The 20,669-nt window shown below is 70.4% G+C and carries 18 protein-coding genes; 8 read left to right on the top strand and 10 right to left on the bottom strand.

Annotated features, from left to right (window positions below; translation table 11 throughout):
• Nucleotides 1-22 precede the first annotated feature (22 nt).
• The 5 genes from ON30_RS07885 to ON30_RS07865 are packed head-to-tail and all read left to right on the top strand — an operon-like array spanning nt 23 to nt 5,574.
• Nucleotides 23-1,741 carry a nitrite/sulfite reductase gene (locus ON30_RS07885; protein ID WP_040705357.1) on the top strand — a complete coding sequence of 573 codons (1,719 nt, stop codon included), beginning with the start codon at nt 23-25 and terminating at the stop codon, nt 1,739-1,741.
• Nucleotides 1,742-1,765: 24 nt separating this feature from the next.
• Nucleotides 1,766-2,488 (top strand): phosphoadenylyl-sulfate reductase, encoded by a 723-nt coding sequence (locus ON30_RS07880; protein WP_174387424.1) that lies wholly within the window; start codon nt 1,766-1,768, stop codon nt 2,486-2,488.
• On the top strand, nt 2,467-3,417 hold the full coding sequence (cysD, locus tag ON30_RS07875) for a sulfate adenylyltransferase subunit CysD (protein ID WP_439928981.1): 951 nt from the start codon (nt 2,467-2,469) through the stop codon (nt 3,415-3,417). Before ON30_RS07880 ends, cysD begins: the two co-directional genes overlap by 22 nt.
• A gap of 1 nt (nt 3,418) precedes the next feature.
• Nucleotides 3,419-4,747, top strand: coding sequence for a sulfate adenylyltransferase subunit 1 (locus ON30_RS07870; RefSeq protein ID WP_051029064.1), 1,329 nt, complete (start codon nt 3,419-3,421; stop codon nt 4,745-4,747).
• A complete protein-coding gene (locus tag ON30_RS07865) occupies nt 4,747-5,574 on the top strand; it encodes a sirohydrochlorin chelatase (RefSeq protein WP_083911222.1) in 828 nt (275 codons plus the stop codon). Before ON30_RS07870 ends, ON30_RS07865 begins: the two co-directional genes overlap by 1 nt.
• Nucleotides 5,575-5,823: 249 nt before the next feature.
• Here the strand turns inward: ON30_RS07865 and ON30_RS07860 are convergent, their stop codons facing one another.
• The gene (locus ON30_RS07860) at nt 5,824-6,423 is read right to left on the bottom strand and encodes a TetR/AcrR family transcriptional regulator (protein WP_040705354.1); all 600 of its coding nucleotides are present in this window, start codon (nt 6,421-6,423) and stop codon (nt 5,824-5,826) included.
• A 111-nt stretch (nt 6,424-6,534) separates the two neighbouring features.
• Here ON30_RS07860 and ON30_RS07855 point away from each other — a divergent pair, with 111 nt between their 5' ends.
• Nucleotides 6,535-7,920 (top strand): MFS transporter, encoded by a 1,386-nt coding sequence (locus ON30_RS07855; protein WP_051029063.1) that lies wholly within the window; start codon nt 6,535-6,537, stop codon nt 7,918-7,920.
• Between the two features lie 2 nt (nt 7,921-7,922).
• Nucleotides 7,923-8,615, top strand: coding sequence for an SGNH/GDSL hydrolase family protein (locus ON30_RS07850; protein WP_245553971.1), 693 nt, complete (start codon nt 7,923-7,925; stop codon nt 8,613-8,615).
• On the opposite strand, the gene ON30_RS07845 is transcribed toward ON30_RS07850, so the two are convergent.
• Complete coding sequence (locus ON30_RS07845) at nt 8,603-9,544, bottom strand: helix-turn-helix transcriptional regulator (protein WP_040705350.1); 942 nt, start codon at nt 9,542-9,544, stop codon at nt 8,603-8,605. The genes ON30_RS07850 and ON30_RS07845 overlap by 13 nt on opposite strands.
• 91 nt (nt 9,545-9,635) lie before the next feature.
• On the opposite strand from ON30_RS07845, the gene ON30_RS07840 reads away from it, so the two are divergent.
• A complete protein-coding gene (locus tag ON30_RS07840; protein ID WP_040705348.1) occupies nt 9,636-10,067 on the top strand; it encodes a VOC family protein in 432 nt (143 codons plus the stop codon).
• Between the two features lie 411 nt (nt 10,068-10,478).
• Here ON30_RS07840 and ON30_RS07835 read toward each other — a convergent pair whose 3' ends face one another.
• From ON30_RS07835 to ON30_RS07795, 8 genes are all read right to left on the bottom strand, one after another.
• Nucleotides 10,479-11,294 carry an HAD-IIB family hydrolase gene (locus tag ON30_RS07835; RefSeq protein ID WP_051029062.1) on the bottom strand — a complete coding sequence of 272 codons (816 nt, stop codon included), beginning with the start codon at nt 11,292-11,294 and terminating at the stop codon, nt 10,479-10,481.
• Between the two features lie 122 nt (nt 11,295-11,416).
• Nucleotides 11,417-13,762, bottom strand: coding sequence for an Hsp70 family protein (locus ON30_RS41680; protein WP_157183650.1), 2,346 nt, complete (start codon nt 13,760-13,762; stop codon nt 11,417-11,419).
• Nucleotides 13,763-14,158: 396 nt separating this feature from the next.
• Nucleotides 14,159-15,745 carry an FAD-dependent oxidoreductase gene (locus tag ON30_RS07820; RefSeq protein WP_040705345.1) on the bottom strand — a complete coding sequence of 529 codons (1,587 nt, stop codon included), beginning with the start codon at nt 15,743-15,745 and terminating at the stop codon, nt 14,159-14,161.
• 13 nt (nt 15,746-15,758) lie between these two features.
• Nucleotides 15,759-16,763 carry an AurF N-oxygenase family protein gene (locus ON30_RS07815; protein ID WP_040705343.1) on the bottom strand — a complete coding sequence of 335 codons (1,005 nt, stop codon included), beginning with the start codon at nt 16,761-16,763 and terminating at the stop codon, nt 15,759-15,761.
• 280 nt (nt 16,764-17,043) lie between these two features.
• Nucleotides 17,044-18,075: an Hsp70 family protein gene (locus tag ON30_RS07810; protein ID WP_040705341.1), complete on the bottom strand. Its 1,032-nt coding sequence runs from the start codon at nt 18,073-18,075 to the stop codon at nt 17,044-17,046.
• Nucleotides 18,076-18,300: 225 nt separating this feature from the next.
• Nucleotides 18,301-19,299, bottom strand: coding sequence for a sulfate/molybdate ABC transporter ATP-binding protein (locus ON30_RS07805; protein WP_040705339.1), 999 nt, complete (start codon nt 19,297-19,299; stop codon nt 18,301-18,303).
• Nucleotides 19,296-20,102 (bottom strand): sulfate ABC transporter permease subunit CysW, encoded by an 807-nt coding sequence (cysW, locus tag ON30_RS07800; protein WP_040705337.1) that lies wholly within the window; start codon nt 20,100-20,102, stop codon nt 19,296-19,298. Before cysW ends, ON30_RS07805 begins: the two co-directional genes overlap by 4 nt.
• The coding region (locus tag ON30_RS07795; RefSeq protein WP_040705335.1) for an ABC transporter permease at nt 20,102-20,669 on the bottom strand (568 nt) is incomplete at its 5' end. The genes cysW and ON30_RS07795, both read right to left, overlap by 1 nt.

The raw sequence follows: 20,669 nt of genomic DNA, 5'->3' as shown, positions 1-20,669 counted from the left end.
GCGCCCCGCCTCCGAACGCCGCGTGCGTCCGGACCGCCCGCGCGCCGAAGCCGCGGCCTCGGCCGGACCGCGCGCCCGCACGGGCAAGCCCACGCGCCGCCGCGCCGAAGGCCAGTGGGCGCTGGGCTACCGCGAACCGCTCAACCCCAACGAGCAGTCCAAGAAGGACGACAACCCGCTCAACGTCCGGGCCCGCATCGAGAACATCTATTCCAAGCAGGGCTTCGACAGCATCGACAAGGGCGATCTGCGCGGCCGGTTCCGCTGGTGGGGTCTCTACACCCAGCGCGAACAGGGCTACGACGGCACCTTCACCGGTGACGAGAACATCGACCTGCTCGAGGCCAAGTACTTCATGATGCGCATCCGCTGCGACGCGGGCGCGCTCAGCGTCGACCAGTTGCGCACCCTCGGGCAGATCTCCACCGAGTTCGGCCGCGACACCGCCGACCTGTCCGACCGCGAGAACGTCCAGTACCACTGGATCGAGGTCGAGAACGTCCCCGAGATCTGGCGGCGCATCGAAGCCGTCGGGTTGCAGACCACCGAGGCGTGCGGCGACTGCCCGCGCGTGGTGCTCGGGTCGCCGCTGGCCGGTGAGTCGCTGACCGAGATCATCGACCCGACGCCCGCGATCGAGGAGATCGTGCGCCGCTACATCGGCAAGAAGGAATACTCCAACCTGCCGCGCAAGTTCAAGACCGCCATCTCCGGTCAGCAGGACGTGGTCCACGAGATCAACGACATCGCCTTCGTCGGCGTCGAACACCCCGAACACGGTCCGGGCCTGGACCTGTGGGTCGGCGGCGGTCTGTCCACCAACCCGATGCTCGCCCAGCGGGTCGGGGTGTGGGTGCCGTTGGACGAGGTCCCCGACGTGTGGGAGGCGGTCGTCTCGCTCTACCGCGACTACGGCTACCGCCGCCTGCGCACCAAGGCGCGGCTGAAGTTCCTGGTCAAGGACTGGGGCATCGAGAAGTTCCGCGAGGTGCTCGAGGAGAAGTACCTCAAGCGCAAGCTCATCGACGGTCCGGCCCCGGAGCAGCCCACCAAGCCCATCGACCACGTCGGCGTGCAGAAGCTCAAGAACGGCCGCAACGCCGTCGGCTTCTCCCCGATCGCCGGCCGCGTGTCGGGCACGGTGCTGACGAAGGTGGCCGACGCGGTCGAGCGCATCGGGTCCGATCGCATCCGCTTCACCCCGTACCAGAAGCTGATCGTGCTGGACGTGGCCGACGACAAGGTCGACGCGCTCATCGACGAGCTCGCCCCGCTCGGGTTGCAGGCCCGTCCGTCGCTGTGGCGGCGGAACCTGATGGCGTGCAGCGGGATCGAGTTCTGCAAGCTGTCCTTCGCCGAGACCCGCAAGCGCTCCCAGGCGCTGGTGCCGGAGTTGGAGAAGCGCCTCGAGGATCTCAACGCCGAACTCGACGTGCCGATCACCATCAACATCAACGGTTGCCCGAACTCCTGCGCGCGCTCGCAGATCGCCGACATCGGCTTCAAGGGCCAACTCGTCGACGACGGCGCGGGGAATCAGGTCGAGGGTTTCCAGGTTCACCTGGGTGGCAGCCTCGGCTTCGACAGCGCCTTCGGACGCAAACTGCGTCAGCACAAGGTGACCAGCACCGAACTCGGCGACTACATCGACCGTGTGGTGCGCAACTTCATCAAGCATCGCGAGCAGGGCGAACGGTTCGCGCAGTGGGCCGTTCGCGCCGACGAGGCCGACCTTCGATGAGAACCCAGGCGTGACGGGAGATCAATGGTGACAACGAAACTCGCGGAGAAGCTGTCCGAGGACGAGTTGCGGGGCATCGCCGAGCGCGGCGCGGCCGAACTCGGCGCGGACGCCACCGCGGCGCAACTGCTCGACTGGACCGAACGGACCTTCGGGACGAACTACATCGTGGCCTCCAACATGCAGGACGGCGTCCTGGTGCATCTGGCCGCGCAGGTCCGTTCCGGGGTCGACGTGCTGTTCCTCGACACCGGCTACCACTTCGCGGAGACCATCGGCACCCGCGACGCGGTGGAGGCGGTGTACGGGGTCAACGTGGTCAACGTGCGGCCGGAATCCTCTGTCGAGGAACAGGACCGACTGCTCGGCAAGGATCTGTTCGCCCGTGACGCCGGTGAGTGCTGCCGACTGCGCAAGGTCGTCCCGCTGAAGCGCTCGCTGAGCGGGTACAACGCCTGGGTCACCGGCATCCGTCGCGTCGAGGCCCCGACCAGGGCCAACGCCCCGCTGATCTCCTTCGACGACGCCTTCGGCCTGGTGAAGATCAACCCGATCGCGCCGTGGTCCGACGACACGATGCAGGACTACATCGAAGAACACGGCATCCTCGTCAATCCCTTGGTGGAGGAGGGATATCCGTCCATCGGCTGCGCTCCGTGCACACGGAAGCCGGAGCCGGGCTCCGATCCGCGAAGCGGCCGCTGGGCCGGCCTCGCCAAGACCGAATGCGGGTTGCACCAATCATGACCGAAGCCATCAGTGAACAACGCGCCCTGGGGATCTCCGAGTTCGACACCCTCGCCGCGCTGGAATCGGAGTCCCTGCACATCTTCCGCGAGGTCGCGGGCGAGTTCGAGCGGCCGGTGATCCTGTTCTCCGGCGGCAAGGACTCCACGGTGCTGCTGCATCTGGCGCTCAAGGCCTTCTGGCCCGCGCCGCTGCCCTTCGCGCTGCTGCACGTCGACACCGGCCACAATCTGCCCGAGGTCCTCGACTTCCGCGACAAGGTGGTCGAGAAGTACGGGCTGCGACTATATGTCGCCAAGGTCGAGGACTACCTGGCCGACGGCAGGCTCACCGAGCGCCCCGACGGCATCCGCAACCCGTTGCAGACCGTTCCGCTGCTCGACGCCATCTCCGAGAACCGCTTCGACGCGGTCTTCGGCGGCGGCCGTCGCGACGAGGAGCGTTCGCGCGCCAAGGAGCGGATCTTCTCGCTGCGCAACGCCTTCGGGCAATGGGACCCCAAGCGGCAGCGGCCCGAACTGTGGAACCTGTACAACGGCAGGCACGCTCCCGGTGAGCACGTGCGCGTGTTCCCGCTGAGCAACTGGACCGAGCTCGACATCTGGCGCTACATCGCCCGCGAGGACATCGATCTGGCGACCATCTACTACGCCCATCAGCGACCGGTCTACCAACGCGACGGCATGTGGATGACCCCGGGCGTGTGGGGCGGCCCGGCCGAGGGCGAGGCGCTCGAGACCCGGTCGGTGCGCTACCGCACCGTCGGCGACGGCTCCACCACCGGCGCGATCCTGTCCGAGGCCGCCGACAACGCGGCGATCCTCGCCGAGGTCGCGGCGTCGCGGCTGACCGAGCGCGGGGCGACCCGCGGCGACGACCGGGTCTCCGAGGCCGCGATGGAAGATCGTAAACGAGAGGGTTATTTCTGATATGTCTGCCGAGCGGAGCTTGCATGGCGAGCCTCACACACAGCTCTTGAGGCTGGCCACCGCCGGTTCTGTCGACGACGGCAAGTCCACCCTGGTCGGGCGGCTGCTCTACGACACGAAATCCGTGCTGGCCGACCAGATCGACGCCGTGACCCGCGCGTCGGTGGACAAGGGTCTGGACACCCCCGACCTGTCGCTGCTGGTGGACGGACTGCGGGCCGAACGCGAACAGGGCATCACCATCGATGTCGCCTACCGCTACTTCGCCACCCCGCAGCGGTCCTTCGTGCTCGCCGACACCCCCGGGCACGTGCAGTACACCCGCAACACCGTCTCCGGCGCGTCCACCGCGCAGTTGGTGATCCTGCTGGTCGACGCGCGCAAGGGCGTCATCGAGCAGACCCGTCGCCACGCCGCGGTGCTCGCGCTGCTCGGCGTGCCCAAACTGGTGCTCGCGGTGAACAAGATCGACCTGGTGGAGAACCCGGCCGAGGTGTTCGCGGCGATCTCCGCGGAGTTCACCACCCTCACCGCCGCGCTGGGTTGGGCGCCCGAGGACGTACTGGAGATCCCGGTGTCGGCGCTGCACGGCGACAACGTCGCCTCCCGCTCGGCCAACACCCCCTACTACGACGGCCCCTCGCTGATCGAGCACCTCGAATCGGTGCCGGTCGACGCCGACAGCACCGGGACGCACACCCTCGGACTGCGCTTCCCCGTGCAGTACGTGATCCGGCCGCGCACCCCCGAACACCCCGACTACCGCGGATACGCCGGACAGATCGCGGCGGGTGCGGTCGCCCCCGGCGACGAGGTCGTGGTGCTGCCCTCGGGCATCCGCACCACGGTGGAACGCGTCGACACCCCCGACGGGGAACTCGCCGTCGCCCAGACCGGGCGCAGCGTCACGCTGATCCTGACCGACGACGTCGACGTCTCGCGCGGCGACATCATCGCCTCGGTCACCGACGCGCCCGACCCCATCGACACCTTCGACGCCACCGTCTGCTGGCTCGGCGACAAGCCGCTGCGGCCCGGCGCGCGACTGCTGCTCAAGCACGGCACCCGCACCACCCAGGCCATCGTCGGCACACTGATCGAACGCTTCGACGAACAGCGCCTGGCCGCCGAGCCCGCCCCGGAATCGCTGTCGCTCAACGACATCGGCCGCATCTCGGTGCGCGTCGCCGAGCCGATCGCGGCCGACGACTACCGCGTCAACCGGCACACCGGCAGCTTCTTGCTCATCGATCCCGCCGGGGGCAACACCCTGGCCGCCGGACTCGTCGGTGACGTGCTCACCGCGGTCGAGGTCGGCACGGCGGTCTGATGTCCGCCTCGCCCCGCGCAACAGCGCTCGCGTCGACCGTCGCCGTGTCGGCGCGGGGTGTCGCTGCGCCTGCGCGGGGTGTTGCCGCGCCCGCACAGGGTGGCGGCGCGCCCGCGTTGATCGCGGTGGCGCACGGCAGTCGTGATCCCAGGTCGGCGGCGACCATGGCGGCGGTGGTCGCCGAGATCGCTACCGCCCGACCGGATCTCGACGTCCGATTGGCGTTCCTCGACCTGAGCGTCCCCTCGGTGGATCAGGTGGTCGACGAGATCGCCGCGTGCGGCCACACCCACGCCGTGGTCGTGCCACTGCTGCTCGGCAGCGCTTTCCACGCGCGCGTCGACCTGCCCGCCCTGCTCGAGGCCGCCCGCGCGCGGCATCCGCGGGTGCGGCTGACCCAGGCCGACGTGCTGGGTCCCGACCCGCGCTTGGTCTCCGCGCTGCGCGACCGGGTGGCGATATCCGCCTCGCCCGCACCGACGGGGGTGCTCGTCGCCGCGGTCGGGTCCTCCAGCGCGGCCGCGAACGCGCGCACCGAACGGGTCGCGCGGCGACTGGGCGCGCTGACCGGGTGGGCTACCGAGATCTGCTACGCCACCGCCGAACCCACGATCGAGACCGCCCGCGAGCGGTTGCGCGCCCGTGGGATCGACCGGCCCGTGGTCGCGTCCTGGTTTCTGGCCCCCGGTCTGCTCACCGACCGGTTGCGCGCCGCCGCACCGGATCTCGTGCACGCCGAGGTCATCGGAGCGCACCGCGCGGTGGTCGAGATCGTCGGGGACCGCTACGACGCCGCACGCACCGACCCGCTCGCGCTGACCGCCTGAGCACACGCCCTCCTGTCCGAGATCCCGACCGACGCTGCTGCACGACCCTGAACCGCCGCGCCGACCGCCGAATTCGGCCCCTCGCCCGGCTCCGTCGCCGAGGCCGAACGCCACAGTGCGCCCGGCGAACTCGGTCGTCTCGGTGGCACTCCCGGCCGCACGGTGAGCCGGCCGCACAGTGAGCCGGGTGAGGTGGACCATCCGAGCAGCACCGCCTGAATCCACCCGCCGGATCGGCCGGGCGTGCTGTCAGGTGGAGGCTTCGGTCAGCAGTCGCGTCACGATGGCGCGGGCGGTGTCGACCCTGCTCTCCGCGCCGAGTTGGCGGGCGGTGTTGGCGGCGCAGAGGAGCGCGTCGATCTCGAAGGCGAGGGCGGCCGGGTCGGGGCAGACGATTTCGCCCAGGTCGGCGGCTTTTTCGAGTTCACCGGTCAGGAAGGTCAACCAGTCCTCCTGGTCGCCGGCGAGGGTGTCGCGGACCGCGCCGGGACGGCTGTCGAATTCGGCCAGGGTGGCGCTGCGGAAGCATCCGCCGGGAAAGGCCGGGTCGACGATGTAGGCGAACCAGCGCTCCATCAGCGCGCGCAGACGGGTCACGCCGCGCGGAACGGCCAGCGCGGGAGTGACGACCTCGGCGACGAAAACGTCCCTGGCGACGCGGATGGCCGCCAGTTGCAGTGCTTCCTTGGTGCCGAACAAGGTCGCGATCCCGCTCTTGCTCAGGCCGAGGTCGGTGGCCAGGCGGCCGATGCTGACCCCGGACAGCCCTTCCACCGACGCCACATCGGCGGCGTGCCGGGCGATGGACGCGCGGGAACGCGCCCCTTTGACCAAGCGCTGATCGCTCATCCTCCGATTCTCCCATCGCCTCTTGCCAGGACTCGTCCGCGGCCGTACGTTGATGTACGAACGATCGTACTTTTTGTTTCCCCTCCCGTCACGGATTCGCCCGAGGACCCCATGAACGATCTGTCCACCACCACCGAGGAAACCCGCGCCGCCCGCGGCACCCTGCTCGTCGCCAGTGGCGCGGCCTTCCTCGCCTTCCTCGACCTGTCGGTCGTCAACATCGCCTTCCCCTCGCTCACCCGCGACTACCCCGACGCGGCCCCCAGCACGCTGACCTGGGTCGTGAGCGGCTACGCGGTGGCCTTCGCCGCACTGCTCACCCCCGCCGGACGGCTCGCCGACGCGCTCGGCCGCCGTCGCCTGTTCCGCGCCGCGCTGGTCGGATTCGCGCTCACCTCGCTGCTGTGCGCGGTCGCGCCGAGCGCCGCCTGGCTCATCGGATGCCGTGTCCTGCAAGGCTTCACGGCCGCGATCATGGTGCCCGCCGCACTCGGGTTGGTCCTGGCCGTCACCTCGCGCGAACGCATCGGCGCGGCGTTCGGGGCCTGGTCGGCCGCGGGCGGCTTCGCGGCCGTGGTCGGCCCGGCGCTCGGCGGCGCGCTGGTCGAGATATTCGGCTGGCGCGCGGTATTCGTGATCAACGTGCCCGTCGCACTGGCACTGCTGCTGCTCGCGCGCCGCATTCCCGACGCGGGCCCGCGCACGGCCGCGCGACCGCCCGATCCGCTCGGCACCGTCGCGGTCGCCGTCGGCCTCGGCGCGGTGGTCGCGGGAGTCACCGAGGGGCAGAGTTGGGGCTGGACCGCGCCCGCGACGGTCATCGCCCTCGTCACCGGCGTGACACTGCTCGGTATCGCGCTGGCCCGCTCGAAACGCCATCCCGAACCGGCGATCGCCGTCGCGCTGTGGCGCAGCAGGCCCTACGTCCTGGCCAACGCGGCCTCCTTCGTCTTCGGTGCGGCGCTGTTCGCCTGGCTGCTGGCCGGGCCGCTGTTCCTCGACGTCGTCTGGGACTATTCGGTACTCGGCGCGGCCGCCGCCCTCACCGTCGGCGCCCTGGCCTCGATGGTCACCGCCGTCGCCACCGGGCGGGTCACCGACCCGCACCGCAGACGATGGGTCGGCGTGCTGGGCGCGCTCCTGTTCACGGCGTCCACGGTGTGGCTGAGCACCGACGCGTTCGGCGCCGACCCCGCGCTGTGGACGGCGTGGATTCCCGCGAGCCTGCTCGGCGGCGGTGGCGCGGGCATCGTGCTGACCGTACTCGGCGCGGCCGCCGCCGACGCGCTGCCGCCGGACCGCTTCGCCACCGGGATCGGCATGAACCTGACCGCCCGCCAAGTGGGCGGCGCGCTCGGCGTCGCCGTCCTCGCCGCCCTGCTCACCGCCCACCCGCACGCACCGCTGACCGCCCTGCACACCGTCTTCGGCGTGTGCGCCGGGATCGCCGCCGTCGCGGCGCTTCTCACTGCCCTGCCCACCCGAGAATCGGAGTGACCGTGTCCGACACCCTCTCCCGCACCGAAGCCACCGACCCGCTGCTGCTCACCGACGAAGCGGCGCGCGCGCTGCTCGCGGACGCGCCCTGGCGACGATTCGCCGCCGTCGGGGATTCCCTGGCACTCGGGGTCGGCGATCCCAGTCCCGGCTACCGCGCTCTGGGCTGGTCGGATCGACTCGCCGAACTGCTCACCGCCGTGCACCCCGACACCGTCTACCGCAACACCGGCCGGATCGGCGCGACGGTGGAGCAGATCATCGCCGAACAACTCGACGCCGTCCGGGAATTCGCCCCCGATCTGGTGCACGTCAGCGCGGGCGGCAACGACCTGTTCCTGCCCGGCGGCCCGAAAGATCTGGCGCGGCAACTGGATACGCTGTTCGGCGCGGTGGCCGAGACCGGCGCGCAGATCGTCGCGTTCACCATCGCGAACGTGTGGGACAGCGAACGCATGGCCCCCATGCGGGGATTGCGCGAACCCATGGACGCGCTCAACCGCACCGTCCGCGCTACCGCCGCGCGCCACGGCGCGCTGCTGGTGGAGTTCTGGGACCACCCCGTGCGACTGCGTCCCGACGCGATGAGCGCCGACCTCATCCATTTCGCGACCAGCGCGCAAGCGGTGGTCACCACCGAAGTGGTGCGCGCGCTGAACGGGATCGTCCCGCGCGCCGCGGTTCAGGGCCGGTAGCGCTCGACCAGGTGCGCGCCGATCGCGGCCAGTTCGGCGCGCACCTCGGGCGGGGACACCACCTCGACGTCCGTGCCCCAGCCCGCCAGTTGGCGGGCGACCATATTCGCGGTCGGCGCGGTGATCCGCACCCGGACACGACCGTCCGTGACCGGACCGTCCACCTCGCAGTGCCTGCCCTGCTGATCGCGCAGGACCTCGACCAGGTCGGCGGACACCAACACCGTCGCACCCACCGCCGCGCGACGCCGCTCCATATCCCCCACCACCTCCGACCACAGCGCGGTCAGGTCGAGATCGGCGGGGCGGGAGGCGATCTCGTCGGTCATCTCGGCGGCGGTGATCCGGTCCAGGCGGAAGGTGCGTCGACCGCGCTCGGTGCCCGCGATCAGATACCAGACGCCGTCCTTGTCGACCAGGCCCCACGGGTCCACCAGACGGACGGAACCCTTGCCCGCGCGCTCGTAGGACAGCCGGACCCGCCGCCTGCGGACCACGGCGCGCTGGAGCAGCGGCACCGTCTCGGGCAGCGGACGGTCCTCGCGTCCCCACCGGGCCGGATCGACCACCACCGCCTCGGCGGCGGCCTCGGCCTCCGCGCGGAACGGTGCGGGCAAGGCGCGCACCAGTTTCCGCAACGCGGAACGCACCTCGGGCGTGCGGTGCGCCGACGCCCCGGCCCGCAGGAACAACTCCCGCGCCTCCGGTGCGGTCAACCCCGTCAGGTCGGTGCGGGCGCCGCCGACCAGCGACCACCCGCCACCGCGGCCCGCCTGCGGATAGACCGGCACCCCCGCCGCCGACAGAGCCTCCAGATCGCGGCGGGCCGTCGCCACCGACACCTCGAGTTCGGCCGCCACCTCCGCCGCCGTGACGCGCCCGCGCGCCTGCATCAGCAACAACGTCGCCACCAACCTGTCCGCCCGCATTCCCCGATTCTGCCCAGAAAAGTGCTCATTCGGTGAGCACTTTCGCTGCGATTCTGGATACACCGCACACCAGCGACCGGAGGAGAACGACATGCTTCGCGGAATGGCCACCACCACCTACTACGCCGACGACCTCGAAACCGCCCGCGAGTGGTACGCCGACCTGCTCGGCCTCGAGCCCTATTACCAGGTCCCCGGCGGCTACTACGAATTCCGCATCGGCGACCACCAGCACGAACTCGGCATCATCAACCGCGCCTACGCCCCGGCCGCCGCCCGCAACACCCCCGGCGCGGGCGGCACCGTGTACTGGCACGTCGACGACCTCGAGGCCACCGTGGCCCGCCTGCTCGCGAAAGGCGCGACCGAACACGAACCGATCACCGCCCACGGCGACGGCGAAGGTTTCGTCACCGCCTCCGTCATCGACCCCTTCGGCAACCTGCTCGGAGTGATGACCAACCCGCATTACCTCGCCATCGTCGCCCGCACGGGCGCGGTCACCGCGGGCGATACGGTCTGATCCCGACGCCGTGCCGCGCGCGGCGGTCCGGGCCGGTCGGGCCCCCGACCGTCGCGGCGAGATGGCGGCGACCATCGCGGCGGGACGGTGACACCGGCCCTCGCGGCGGGAAGGCAGCAGCGGGCGTAGCCGCGAGAGCCGACAACGGATCGCGTGACGGAAGTGTGGGCGACGGATCGCGTGGCGAGAGCCGGCAACGGTCTCCCGCGGCGTGGCGGCGGTACGCAACAGGGGGTGGCGGCGGTCCGCAGCAGCGGCAGGGTGACGGTCCGTTGCGGCGGCAGGGTGGCAGCGGGCCTCGCGGTGGGAGGCAGCAATGGCGTTGCGGCGCGCGTTCAGCGGCAGACGTTGCGGCGAGCAGCCAGCGGGTCGGGCGCGCGTCTCGCCGGGCAGCGGAGCGTCGGCGCTGCGCTACGTGGGGAACCAGCGTTCCAGGATCTTGGCGACGCCGTCGGCGTCCAGATCGTCGGCGACTTCGTCGGCCAGATCTCGGATCTCGGCGGGCGCGTGCGGCATCGCGACCGAATGACCGGCCCAGCGCAGCATTTCGCGGTCGTTGTAGCCGTCGCCGATGGCGAGGGTGGCTTCGGGCGGCACGCACAGCGCGGTGCGCAGCCGTTCCAACGCCCAGCCTTTGCTGACGCCGCGCCGCGACACCGTCAGCCAGGGGCCGAATTCGCCGTGCACCCAACTGGCGTCGGGCACTTCGAGGGTGTGCAGCAGGCGGACCATCTCCGCGAAATCCCCGTCCGGCCACCACCCGTTGAGCCGCGGCGTCGGTTCACTGCTCAACTCCGCGTCGTCGACCAGCAGATATTCGCCGATGGAGAACTCGCCGGGACTGATCCCGGTGGCCCAGGTGCCCACCCCCACCTTCTCCACGGCGAAGATCATCTCCGGGAACAATGTGCGCAGCGCCGCCACCGCCGGAGCCGGATCGAACGCCTGCACCGCCACCGGTTCGCCCCGCGCGACATCGATGTGCACCGCCCCGTTGGAACACAACGCGTGCCCCTCGACCAACCCGAGTTCCGCGAGCACCGGACGCGTGGTGAGCAGCGTCCGACCCGTGGTCACCACCACGTGCGCACCCGCCGACACCGCCGCCGAAACCGCCGCGACCACCCTCGCGCTGGCCGGCGCCCCTGTCTCCAACAAGGTTCCGTCCACGTCGAGCGCTATCAGGCGAGGCCCTCCCCCGAGAACATCCACCCGCCCATTGTGCATCGACCGACACCGGCACGTCATCGATATATGCCACTGGTCGATCATTCGATCGACACCACCCGCCTATCCGACGCCGCCGCCGTCCACGAACCACCGCCCGAGACCACCGACGAACCCCGGACTCACCGCCCTACGCCCGAAACCACCGCCCACCGCGGGGCCTGGGTCTCGCCATAGACCCCACCGAATCCGAGCCCGGCCCCCACCAGCCCCCGCCCTCGCGTACTGCCCGCCGGATTACCGTCGAGCGCGCCACCGACCAATCCGACCCCGAAACCGTCAGCACTCCCCCGAGCGGCGAAACCCCCCTCGCTGAGCGAGATTTCGCTCGAGCCACCACCGATGCGTCCGCCACCGAGCCCGGTCTCCGCATCACCACCGGCCTCTCCGATCCCCCCGCCCGGACCGCCTACTGTACCGCCCCCGAGGCCGCCACCCGTACTACCGCGCGCGGCGAAAAGGTCGCCATGCAGAGCGATTCCGGTCAGGCCGCCGCCGATGCGCCCGTTGCCGAGCCCGGTTCCCGCACCGCCACCGGCTTTTCCGATTCCGCCGGTACCGCCTCCGAGGCCGCCACCCGCGCCGCCGCCGAGACCACCACCCAGTCCTCCTCCGCCGCCGCCGGGCTTGGTTCCGCCACCGAGACCGCCGGACCCGCCGGGGCCACCGGCACCGCCCGCGCCGCCTGTACCGCCCGCGCCACCAGGACCGCCACGGCCGCCGGAGTTACCCGAATGGCCGGCACCGCCAGGACCACCGGAACCCCCCGGGTTGCCGGTGCCGCCGGGAGAGGTGCTGCCGGGTGACGGGTGGTTCGGCGTGCCGCCCCAGGAGGGAGCGGAGTCGGTTCCGTCCGGGGCAGCGCCGTGGCCGGAGCCCGGGGAATGGTCGGAACCCGAGGTCTCCGAGGGTGTTCCGGTCGACGGTGCGGTATCAGGGGTGTCGGTGCCCGAGGAGGACCGGTCGTTCGGCGGGTTCTCTGTGGAGTCCGAACCGTGCGAGCCGTCGGTGCCGGTGGCGGGAGCATCACCGGAATCCGGTGCGCTCGGGTTCGATTCGGCACCGCCGCCCGGATCCGAGGGGTCATCGTCGGAGCCTCCCGCGCCTCCTTGGTTCCCGGAAGTCGGTGTCGTGCCGGGAGTTCCGGGATCGCCGGAGGTGGGTGTGGCCGGACTGCCGGTCGTGCCCGCACCCTGACCGGGTGTTCGCGGGGATTCCTCGTCCTCGTCGGGGTGCGCGATCTTCACCTTGGGCAGCGGCGGCATCTTGAACGGGAGTGGGTTGACGAACAGGGCGGGGTCGCCGTAGGGCAGGCCCGTCGACACACGGCAGCAGCGGTCGGGGGTGTCGTGGGGCCGGGATTCGGCGAGGGTGGGCCCCATGGGCAGGTCACCGACGAGGGCCGCGAGTCGGTAGTCGGGGTGGCCGCCCGGGCTCACGCCTCGGCGCAGTCGCTGATCGTGCGGGGTCGCGCCGCGCGGGTCGTAGAGCGGGGCGTCGGCGCCGGGCGGAAGTTCGCGGAACGGTGAGAGCGCTTGGTCGGCGGTGCCGCCGAAGACGGTGGCCGCGGACATGGCCAGCGCGGAAGCGACGGCGGCACTGGAGAACACGGCGACGCGCGGGGCGCGGGGTTCGGTGGCGGCGGGCGCGAACACGCGCGCGGCGAAGTGCGCGGCGCCCGCCGCGGCGCACTGCCCGGGATCGGCCGATATGACGACCGGCCTGCCGAGTTCGGTGAGTGTATCGGCAACTTCGGCGGGACGCGCGGCGCCGCCGGCGACCAGAATGGTGTCGATGTCGGCGAGGGTGCGGCCCGCCCGGCGCAGGCAGCGGCGGATCAGTGTGAAGGTGGCGCGGACGTGGGTGACGCGCAGGTCGGTGACGTCGCGGGCGGACAAGGCGGCGGCGGGCGCGGCGCCGGCGCGGCGGGCGAGCGCGTCGCCGAACGGGAGGCCGCCGAAGGCGTGCGAACGCACCGGTTCCCCGACGATGGGATGGTCGCTCCAGGTGGGGCCCACGCGGACCAGGGTGAGGTCCAGCGACGCGCCGCCGAGGTCGTAGACGAGGACGAATCCGGCGGGCAGCGGGCCGCGTTCGTATTCGAGCCATTCGGCGGCGGCCACCGGTTCGGGGACGAGCATGGTCTCGCGTGCTCCGGCGAAGTCCATGGCTTGGCGCAGCAGCGCGACCTGTTTGTCGGAGTAGGCGGCCGGGTGGGTGAGGACGGCGCCCGCTGCTGGTCCGGCGTCGGCGATCAACCCGGTGATCGTCGTGGCGACCAGCGTGGACGCGGTGTGGACGCGCCCGCCGACCAGGATCGGCGCGGGGTCGCGGCTCAGGTCGGCGAATTCGGTTCCGGTGACGTCGAATCGCGCGCCGTCGGCGGTGGCGTAGGTCAAGGCGGTTCGACGGGTCCGCACGGTCGGCCGTAGCCGTTCACCGGCCACCGCGGCGGATACGGAGTTCACCGAACCGATGCTGAAACCCAGACCTCTGGTCATCGCTATCCCGTCAACGCACCGTGACCACGTCCAGCACACAGATGAACCATGTGGCCGCGGTCGTCTTCCAAACAGCGCACATAGGTTAGCTGTCGAGACGACGAAGACGAAGCGGATTGGCGGAAATTGGGCAAGGAGGTCCGAATTCGCCCCGTTTGTCCAGTACAGCGCGCCGGAGGTATTCGACCGCGGATAGCCCGCATCGCGATGATTCTGCGCGAGACCCGATTCCGCTACCGTTCAGCGATCGATGCCGCGATTCGGACCGGCCACGGAACCGACGAGAACGCGAGGACGGGCAACGAGATTCGGCACACCGACCAGTCGGTAACCACCTCGTTGCCCGTTCGCGCCGGGGAAGTTTCAGACCCGGGTCAACAGTCCGCGCAGTCCGCCGGCGGGCCGCACTACCGCACCACCCGGACGCACCTGCGGGCGACGCGCGCGCACCAACCGATCGAAATCGGCCGCGCTGCCGACGGGTTCGGCGAGCGCTCCACTGTTGGCGTCCTCGGCGAGTCCGCGCACGGTCTCCTGCGCGCACGACTTGTTGGTGCCGATGAATCCGGTCGGCCCCCGCTTGATCCACCCGGTGACGTAGGCGCCGGGCAGGACCGCGCCGTCGGGACGCCGCAGTACCCGTCCCGCGCGGTTGGGGATGACGCCCGCGCGATCGTCGAAAGGCAACCCGGACAACGGGACACCGCGATAGCCGACGGAGGTCAGCACGAGTCCGGTCTCGACCCGCTCGGTCTCGCCGGTCGCGACCGCGGCGGTGCGGCCGTCGTCACCGCGGACCAGTTCGTTGCGGCCGACCTCGATCGCGGTCACGGCGTCGGGACCGTGGATCTCGGTGGGCGAGGACAGGTACCGGAACACGATCCGCCTGCGGTCGCCGAAGGGGCGCGCGGCCACCTCGCCCAACAACCGCAGCTTGCGTTCGACCTGGTAGGGCAGATCGTCCGTGATCGGGGGAAGTTCGCCCTCGATCGCGATGTCGACATCCGAGCCGAGCAGACCGACGAATTCCGGCACGGTGAAGGCGGATTCGGCCGGACCGCGACGGCCGAGGATCACCACTTCGCGAATCGCGCTGCGGCGCAGCGCCGCCAGCGCGTACGGGGCGATGTCGGTGCCCGCGAGGGTTTCCGGATCGGCGGTGAGGATGCGCGCCACGTCCAGCGCGACGTTGCCGTTGCCGACGATGACCGCGCGTTCCCGCGACAGGTCGTAGTCGGCGGCGGCGTGATCGGGATGACCGTTGTACCAGGCCACGAAGTCGGTGGCGGAGACCGAGCCGGGCAGACCTTCGCCGGGGATGCCGAGTTTGCGGTCCGAGGACGCGCCGACCGCGTAGATCACCGCGTGGAAATGGCTCGCCAGTTCCTCGTGCGAGATGTCACGCCCCACATCCAGATTCAGGTACGAGCCGAATCCGGGCTGCGCGGAGATGACGTCGAACAACCCCGCCACCTGCCGGGTGCGACCGTGGTCCGGGGCGACGCCGTGCCGGGCGAGGCCGTAGGGCACCGGCAACCGGTCCAGGACGGTCACCGAGACGCCGGGTTGGGTCAGCAGTTCGTCGGCGGCGTACATGGCCGAGGGGCCGGAGCCGACGATCGCGACCCGCAGCGGACGGGTCCGCGTGCGGATCTCGGCCGCGGGCACCGGTTGCGCCAACAGCGGACGCGGCCGGGCCTGCCGGTAGAAATCGGCGTTGATCTCGATGAACGGCTTCTGTTCCTCGGTGAGTTTCTTCGAGGAGGTGATGGCGTCCACCGGGCAGGCCGAGGCGCACGCCCCGCAGTCCACGCAGGCGGCCGGGTCGACGTAGAGCATCTCCGCGGTCCGGAAATCGGGCTCGTCGGGCGTGGGATGGATGCAGTTGACCGGGCAGGCGTAGACGCAGGACGCGTCGCTACAGCAGGACTGCGTGACGACGTAGGGCATGTCGCGCGGCCGCTCAGGCGGTCTTGGAGCGCAGCGGCTCGGACCGGTACCGGGTGGTGTGGCCGTCGATCTTCAGCAGCTTCCACACCCGGCGGGCGATCGGGTTCATCAGGCCGATGTCGCGGGCCAGCGTCCGCACGTCGCCGAAGAAGTCCGCGAACTCCCGCTTGGCTTCGTCGGTGCCGTAGAACAGTTCCTTGCGGACGTGGTCCGGGATGTCGAACTCCCGCCAGAACGAGCGCGGCGGGGTGTAGATGCTGCGGCCCAGAATCCACATGACGATCGGCATGGCGATCGAGAGCACCAGCTTGTTGGCCGCGTTCTGCTCCGGCACGTGGCGCTTGAGGAATTCGTGGGCGAAGGAGATGTGGCGGGCTTCCTCGGCGACGTGGATCGCCATGACGCCGCGCATGATCGGGTGCACGTCCTCACCCGAACGCAGGATCGCCTTCTGGATGTGGTCGATGGGCTCCTCGCCGGCCAGCACGGCCATGAAGAACAGGTTCGGGAACTTCGCCGCCACGGGAGCGCCGATGTACTTGAACTTGGAGACCAGCGGACCCATGCCGGGGACGTCGATCCCGATCCGGTTGACCATCTCCTGGAACATCAGGGTGTGGTTGTGCTCCTCGATCATCTCGTGGGAGCAGTACCGGAATTCGGGCGAGCCGTTGGGCAGGCCGAAGTTGTGGGTGACCATCCCGCTGATGAGGATGGACTCGAATTGCAGACCGACCTTGGCGACGTTGGCTTGGCGGTACTTGCCGATGGCGATCTGGCGTTCCTTCGGGAGCGCCTGATACCAGGGATGGCGGCCGAGGGCGTCACCGGAGACGGGCAGGATCCAGCGTTCGGGTCCGGCGTCGACGTCGAAGTCGGGGTTGTCCCAGTCGATGTCCTCGAACGGGTCGAAGTGCCGGTTGACCGATCCCTCCGACAGCAGCAGTAGCTTGCCTGCGTACTCCTGCGCTTTCGCCAGGTCGGGATCGACGGCGGGCGGCGTCACGGCTGTCGACATCGTCGTCACTGCCTCTCCTCGGGGATTGCAATTACCTGTTCCCCATAGTTACACCAACGGAGAGTCACGTCAACCTGTGCGCCGCCCGACCGGGCCGACCTGCGCCTATCCTCCGGGCCGCACTCCGCCGCTCACCACACACGCTCGACAGCGGCTCACCGAGCGCCCGCAGCTCACCACCTACCCGCGATGACGGCGGCTCACCACACACCTGCGCGACGGCGGCTCACCACACACCCGCGATGACGGCGGCTCGCCACACACCGGCGACGACAGCGGCTCACCACACACCCGCGATGACGGCGTCCGCGGGCACACCGACGGCGATACCCACTCCGATCGCGGACATGCCCGCCACCGCCGCGGCCCGCCACAGCCCGCGCCGGAACCGGCCCCCGTCCGCATCGGGGACGACCCGCGCGGCCTGCCGGGCCAGCAGCGCCGCGCCGTCGGCCACCGTGCGCTCCGGATCGGCCGCGATCACCACCGGACGGGCCAACTCCTCGCCGAGTACCCGCGCCACCTCGCCGGGCCGGGCCGCGCCGCCCACCACCAGCACGCGGTCCACGTCGGCCATCGTCACGTCGGCGGTGGTCAGGCAGCGGTAGACGACCTCCAACGACGCCTTCACGTGCTCGGCGCGCAACTGCTCGGTGGCGCGCGCCGCGCCGTCCCGCGCCACCAGCGCGCCGAAGGCCCGACCGCCGTAGCGCTCCGAGCGCACCGGTCGACCGACGATCGGCGCGCTCGGCTCCCCCGTTCCCACCCGGACCAGCGCCACGTCCAGACACGCTCCGCCGAGGTCGTAGACCAGGGCGAGCCCGGGGGTCAGCGGGCCGTGTTCGACCTCGAACCAGGTCGCGGCGGCGACCGGTTCGGCCACCAGCGCGACCTCGTCCAGGCCGAGACCGTCCAGCGCGGCGCGCAGCGCCCCGAGGTGGTCGGCGGTGTAGCCGGCCGGATGGGTCAGCGCGACGGCCGTCTCCTCGATTCCGCGTTCTCGGCGCACCTCGCCGATCACGCGATCGGTCACCAGGGCGACCAGATCCGCCGAACTCAGCGAGCGGTTGCCGACGCGGGCGGTCACCGTGCGGCGTCGCCCCAGGTCGGCGAATTCGCTGACCGCCCGTCCGTGGCGGGGGATCAGGCCGACGCGTGCCGCGCCGGTGCTGTCGAAGGTCAACGTGGTGCGTCTGGTGACGGCGGGTTCGCGGCGGACTCGGCGGCGTCTGCCCGATGCCGGGGCGGCAGCCCCCGCCAACGCGGACACCGTATTCACCGTGCCGATGCTCAGACCGAGACCAATCGCCATGCAATCCACCCTGATCGCCGTGCCGACGTGCTTCGAATGTGCACAGGCAATCATCCGGCGACCGCAACTGCCAACCACCGGACACGGGGTTGTCCGCAGGCCGCCGCCCCGAATACCGCAGCGTGAGTTAGCGGTTCGAGGGCGTTGACCTGGGGAAACACCGACCGCTACCGAATTCCGGCCGAAGCGAACACCTTTCGCGGAGACCGGTCGGTATGCGGCCGGCTATTGCTGAGCGGGCAGTTCGGGAATCCGGGTGGCGCGGGCGTAGACCGTCTCGCCCTCGTTCAATCGCAGCGCCGCCGCGTCACCGCGGGTCACCTGCGCGGCGAACAGATCGCCCGTCGCGGCGTTGCGCAGTTCCACGCGGACCTCGAATCCGAGATGCACCACGCGCTCCACACTCGCCCTGGTCACGCCCGCCGACTCCGCGGTGCCCTCGCGCTCGGCCAGCGCCATCGCCGACTCGCGCCCGACCCGGATGTCGTGCGGGCGCACCAGATGCCCGTTGAGCCGGGCGACGTCACCCAGGAAGGACATGACGAATTCGTTGGCCGGACGGTCGTAGACGTCCTCTGGGGTGCCGACCTGCTCGATACGGCCCTTGTTCATCACCGCGATCCGGTCGGCGACGTCGAGCGCCTCCTGCTGGTCGTGGGTGACCAGCACGGTGGTCACGTGGACCTCCTCGTGCAACCGCCGCAGCCAGGTGCGCAGATCCGCGCGCACCTTGGCGTCCAGCGCGCCGAAGGGTTCGTCCAGCAGCAGCACCTGCGGGTCGACCGCCAGCGCGCGGGCCAGCGCCATCCGCTGACGCTGACCGCCCGACAACTGCGCCGGATAGCGGTGCTGGAAACCGTCCAGGCCCACGATGCCGAGCAGTTCGTCGACCCGCTTGGCGATCTCGGCCTTGGGCCGCTTGCGGATCTTCAGACCGAAGGCGACGTTGTCGCGCACCGTCATGTGCTTGAACGCGGCGTAGTGCTGGAAGACGAAACCGATGTCGCGCTTCTGCGGGGCGACCCGCGTCACGTCGCGCCCGGCGATGACCACCACGCCCGAATCCAGCGATTCCAGACCCGCGATGGAGCGCAGCAGCGTCGACTTGCCCGACCCCGACGGGCCCAGCAGCGCGGTCAACTCACCGGAGGGGATCTCCAGGGAGACGTCGTCGAGGGCGGCGAAGGTTCCGTAGTTCTTCTTCGCGTTGGTCACGGTGATCATTGGGCGGCCCGCTTGGTTTCGAGGAGGGTCATCAGGAGAAGGACTACCAGGGCCATGCCCATCAGCAGGGTGGCGGCCGAGTACGCGCCGAAGGCGTTGTGGTCGTTGATGTAGCGGCCGTGCACCAGCAGCGTCAGCGTCAGCGACTGACCCGGCAGCGCCGAGGACACCATGATCACCGCGCCGAATTCGCCGAGTGCGCGCGCCACGGTCAGCACCACGCCGTAGGTCAGGCCCCAGCGGATCGCGGGCAGTGTGATGCGCCAGAACGTCTGCTGCCCCGACGCGCCCAGGGTGGCCGCGGCCTGTTCCTGTTCGTCGCCGATCTCGTGCAGCACCGGTTCGACTTCGCGCACCACGAACGGCAACGTCACGAAGATGGTCGCGATCACCATGCCCGGCAGGCTGAAGATCACCTTGAAGCCGAGATCCTCGAGCCCGCCGAACCATCCGCCCGCGCCCCACAGCAGGATCAGCGCGACGCCGACCACCACCGGGGACACCGCGAAGGGCAGGTCGACCACGCCCTGGACGAGATTGCGACCGGGGAAACGGCCGCGCACCAACGCCAGCGCCGTCACCACGCCGAACACGACGTTGACCGGCACCACGATCGCCACGATGATCAGCGACACCTGGAACGCGGAAATGGCGGCGGGGGTGGTGATCGAGTCGTAGAAGGCGACGAAGCCTTCTTCGAAGGTGCGCCACAGGATGATGATCAGCGGCAGCACCAGCAGCACGAACAGGTAGCCAAGGGCCACCGTCCGCAGCGAGATGCGGCTCAGCGCGGACAGTTTCATCAGCTGGCCTTCTCTTTGCGCGCGGACCGGTCGGCGATGAGACGCAGGGTGAGCAGTGTCACGAACGCGATCGCCAGCAGCGCCACCGACACCGCCGCCGCGTTCACGGGACGGTCGATCTCGATCTGCTTCTGGATGTACTGGGAGGCCATCTCGGTCTTGCGCGGGATCGCACCGCCGATCAGCACCACCGAACCGTATTCGCCGATGGCGCGGGCGAAGGCCAGGCCGCCGCCGCTGATGATGGCCGGGGCCAGGGTGGGCAGCACGATCCGGCGGAAGGTGGTCCAGTTGCTCGCGCCCAGCGACAACGCGGCCTGTTCGACCTCGCGGTCGACCTCGATGAGCACCGGTTGCACCGAACGCACCACGAACGGCAGCGTCACGAAGGCCAGCGCCACCACCAGACCGGGCTGGGTGGCGTTGAGATGGATGTCGATCGGGCTCTGCGGACCGTAGAGCGAGAGCAGCACGATGCTGGCCACGATGGTCGGCAGGGCGAAGGGCAGGTCGATCAGCGCGTTGACGATCCCCTTGCCCGGGAATTCGTCACGGACCAGCACCCAG

Origin of the sequence: Nocardia takedensis NBRC 100417, from assembly GCF_000308695.1 — a bacterium.
Classification (GTDB): domain Bacteria; phylum Actinomycetota; class Actinomycetes; order Mycobacteriales; family Mycobacteriaceae; genus Nocardia; species Nocardia takedensis.
This window is presented reverse-complemented; position numbering and strand designations above follow the sequence as displayed.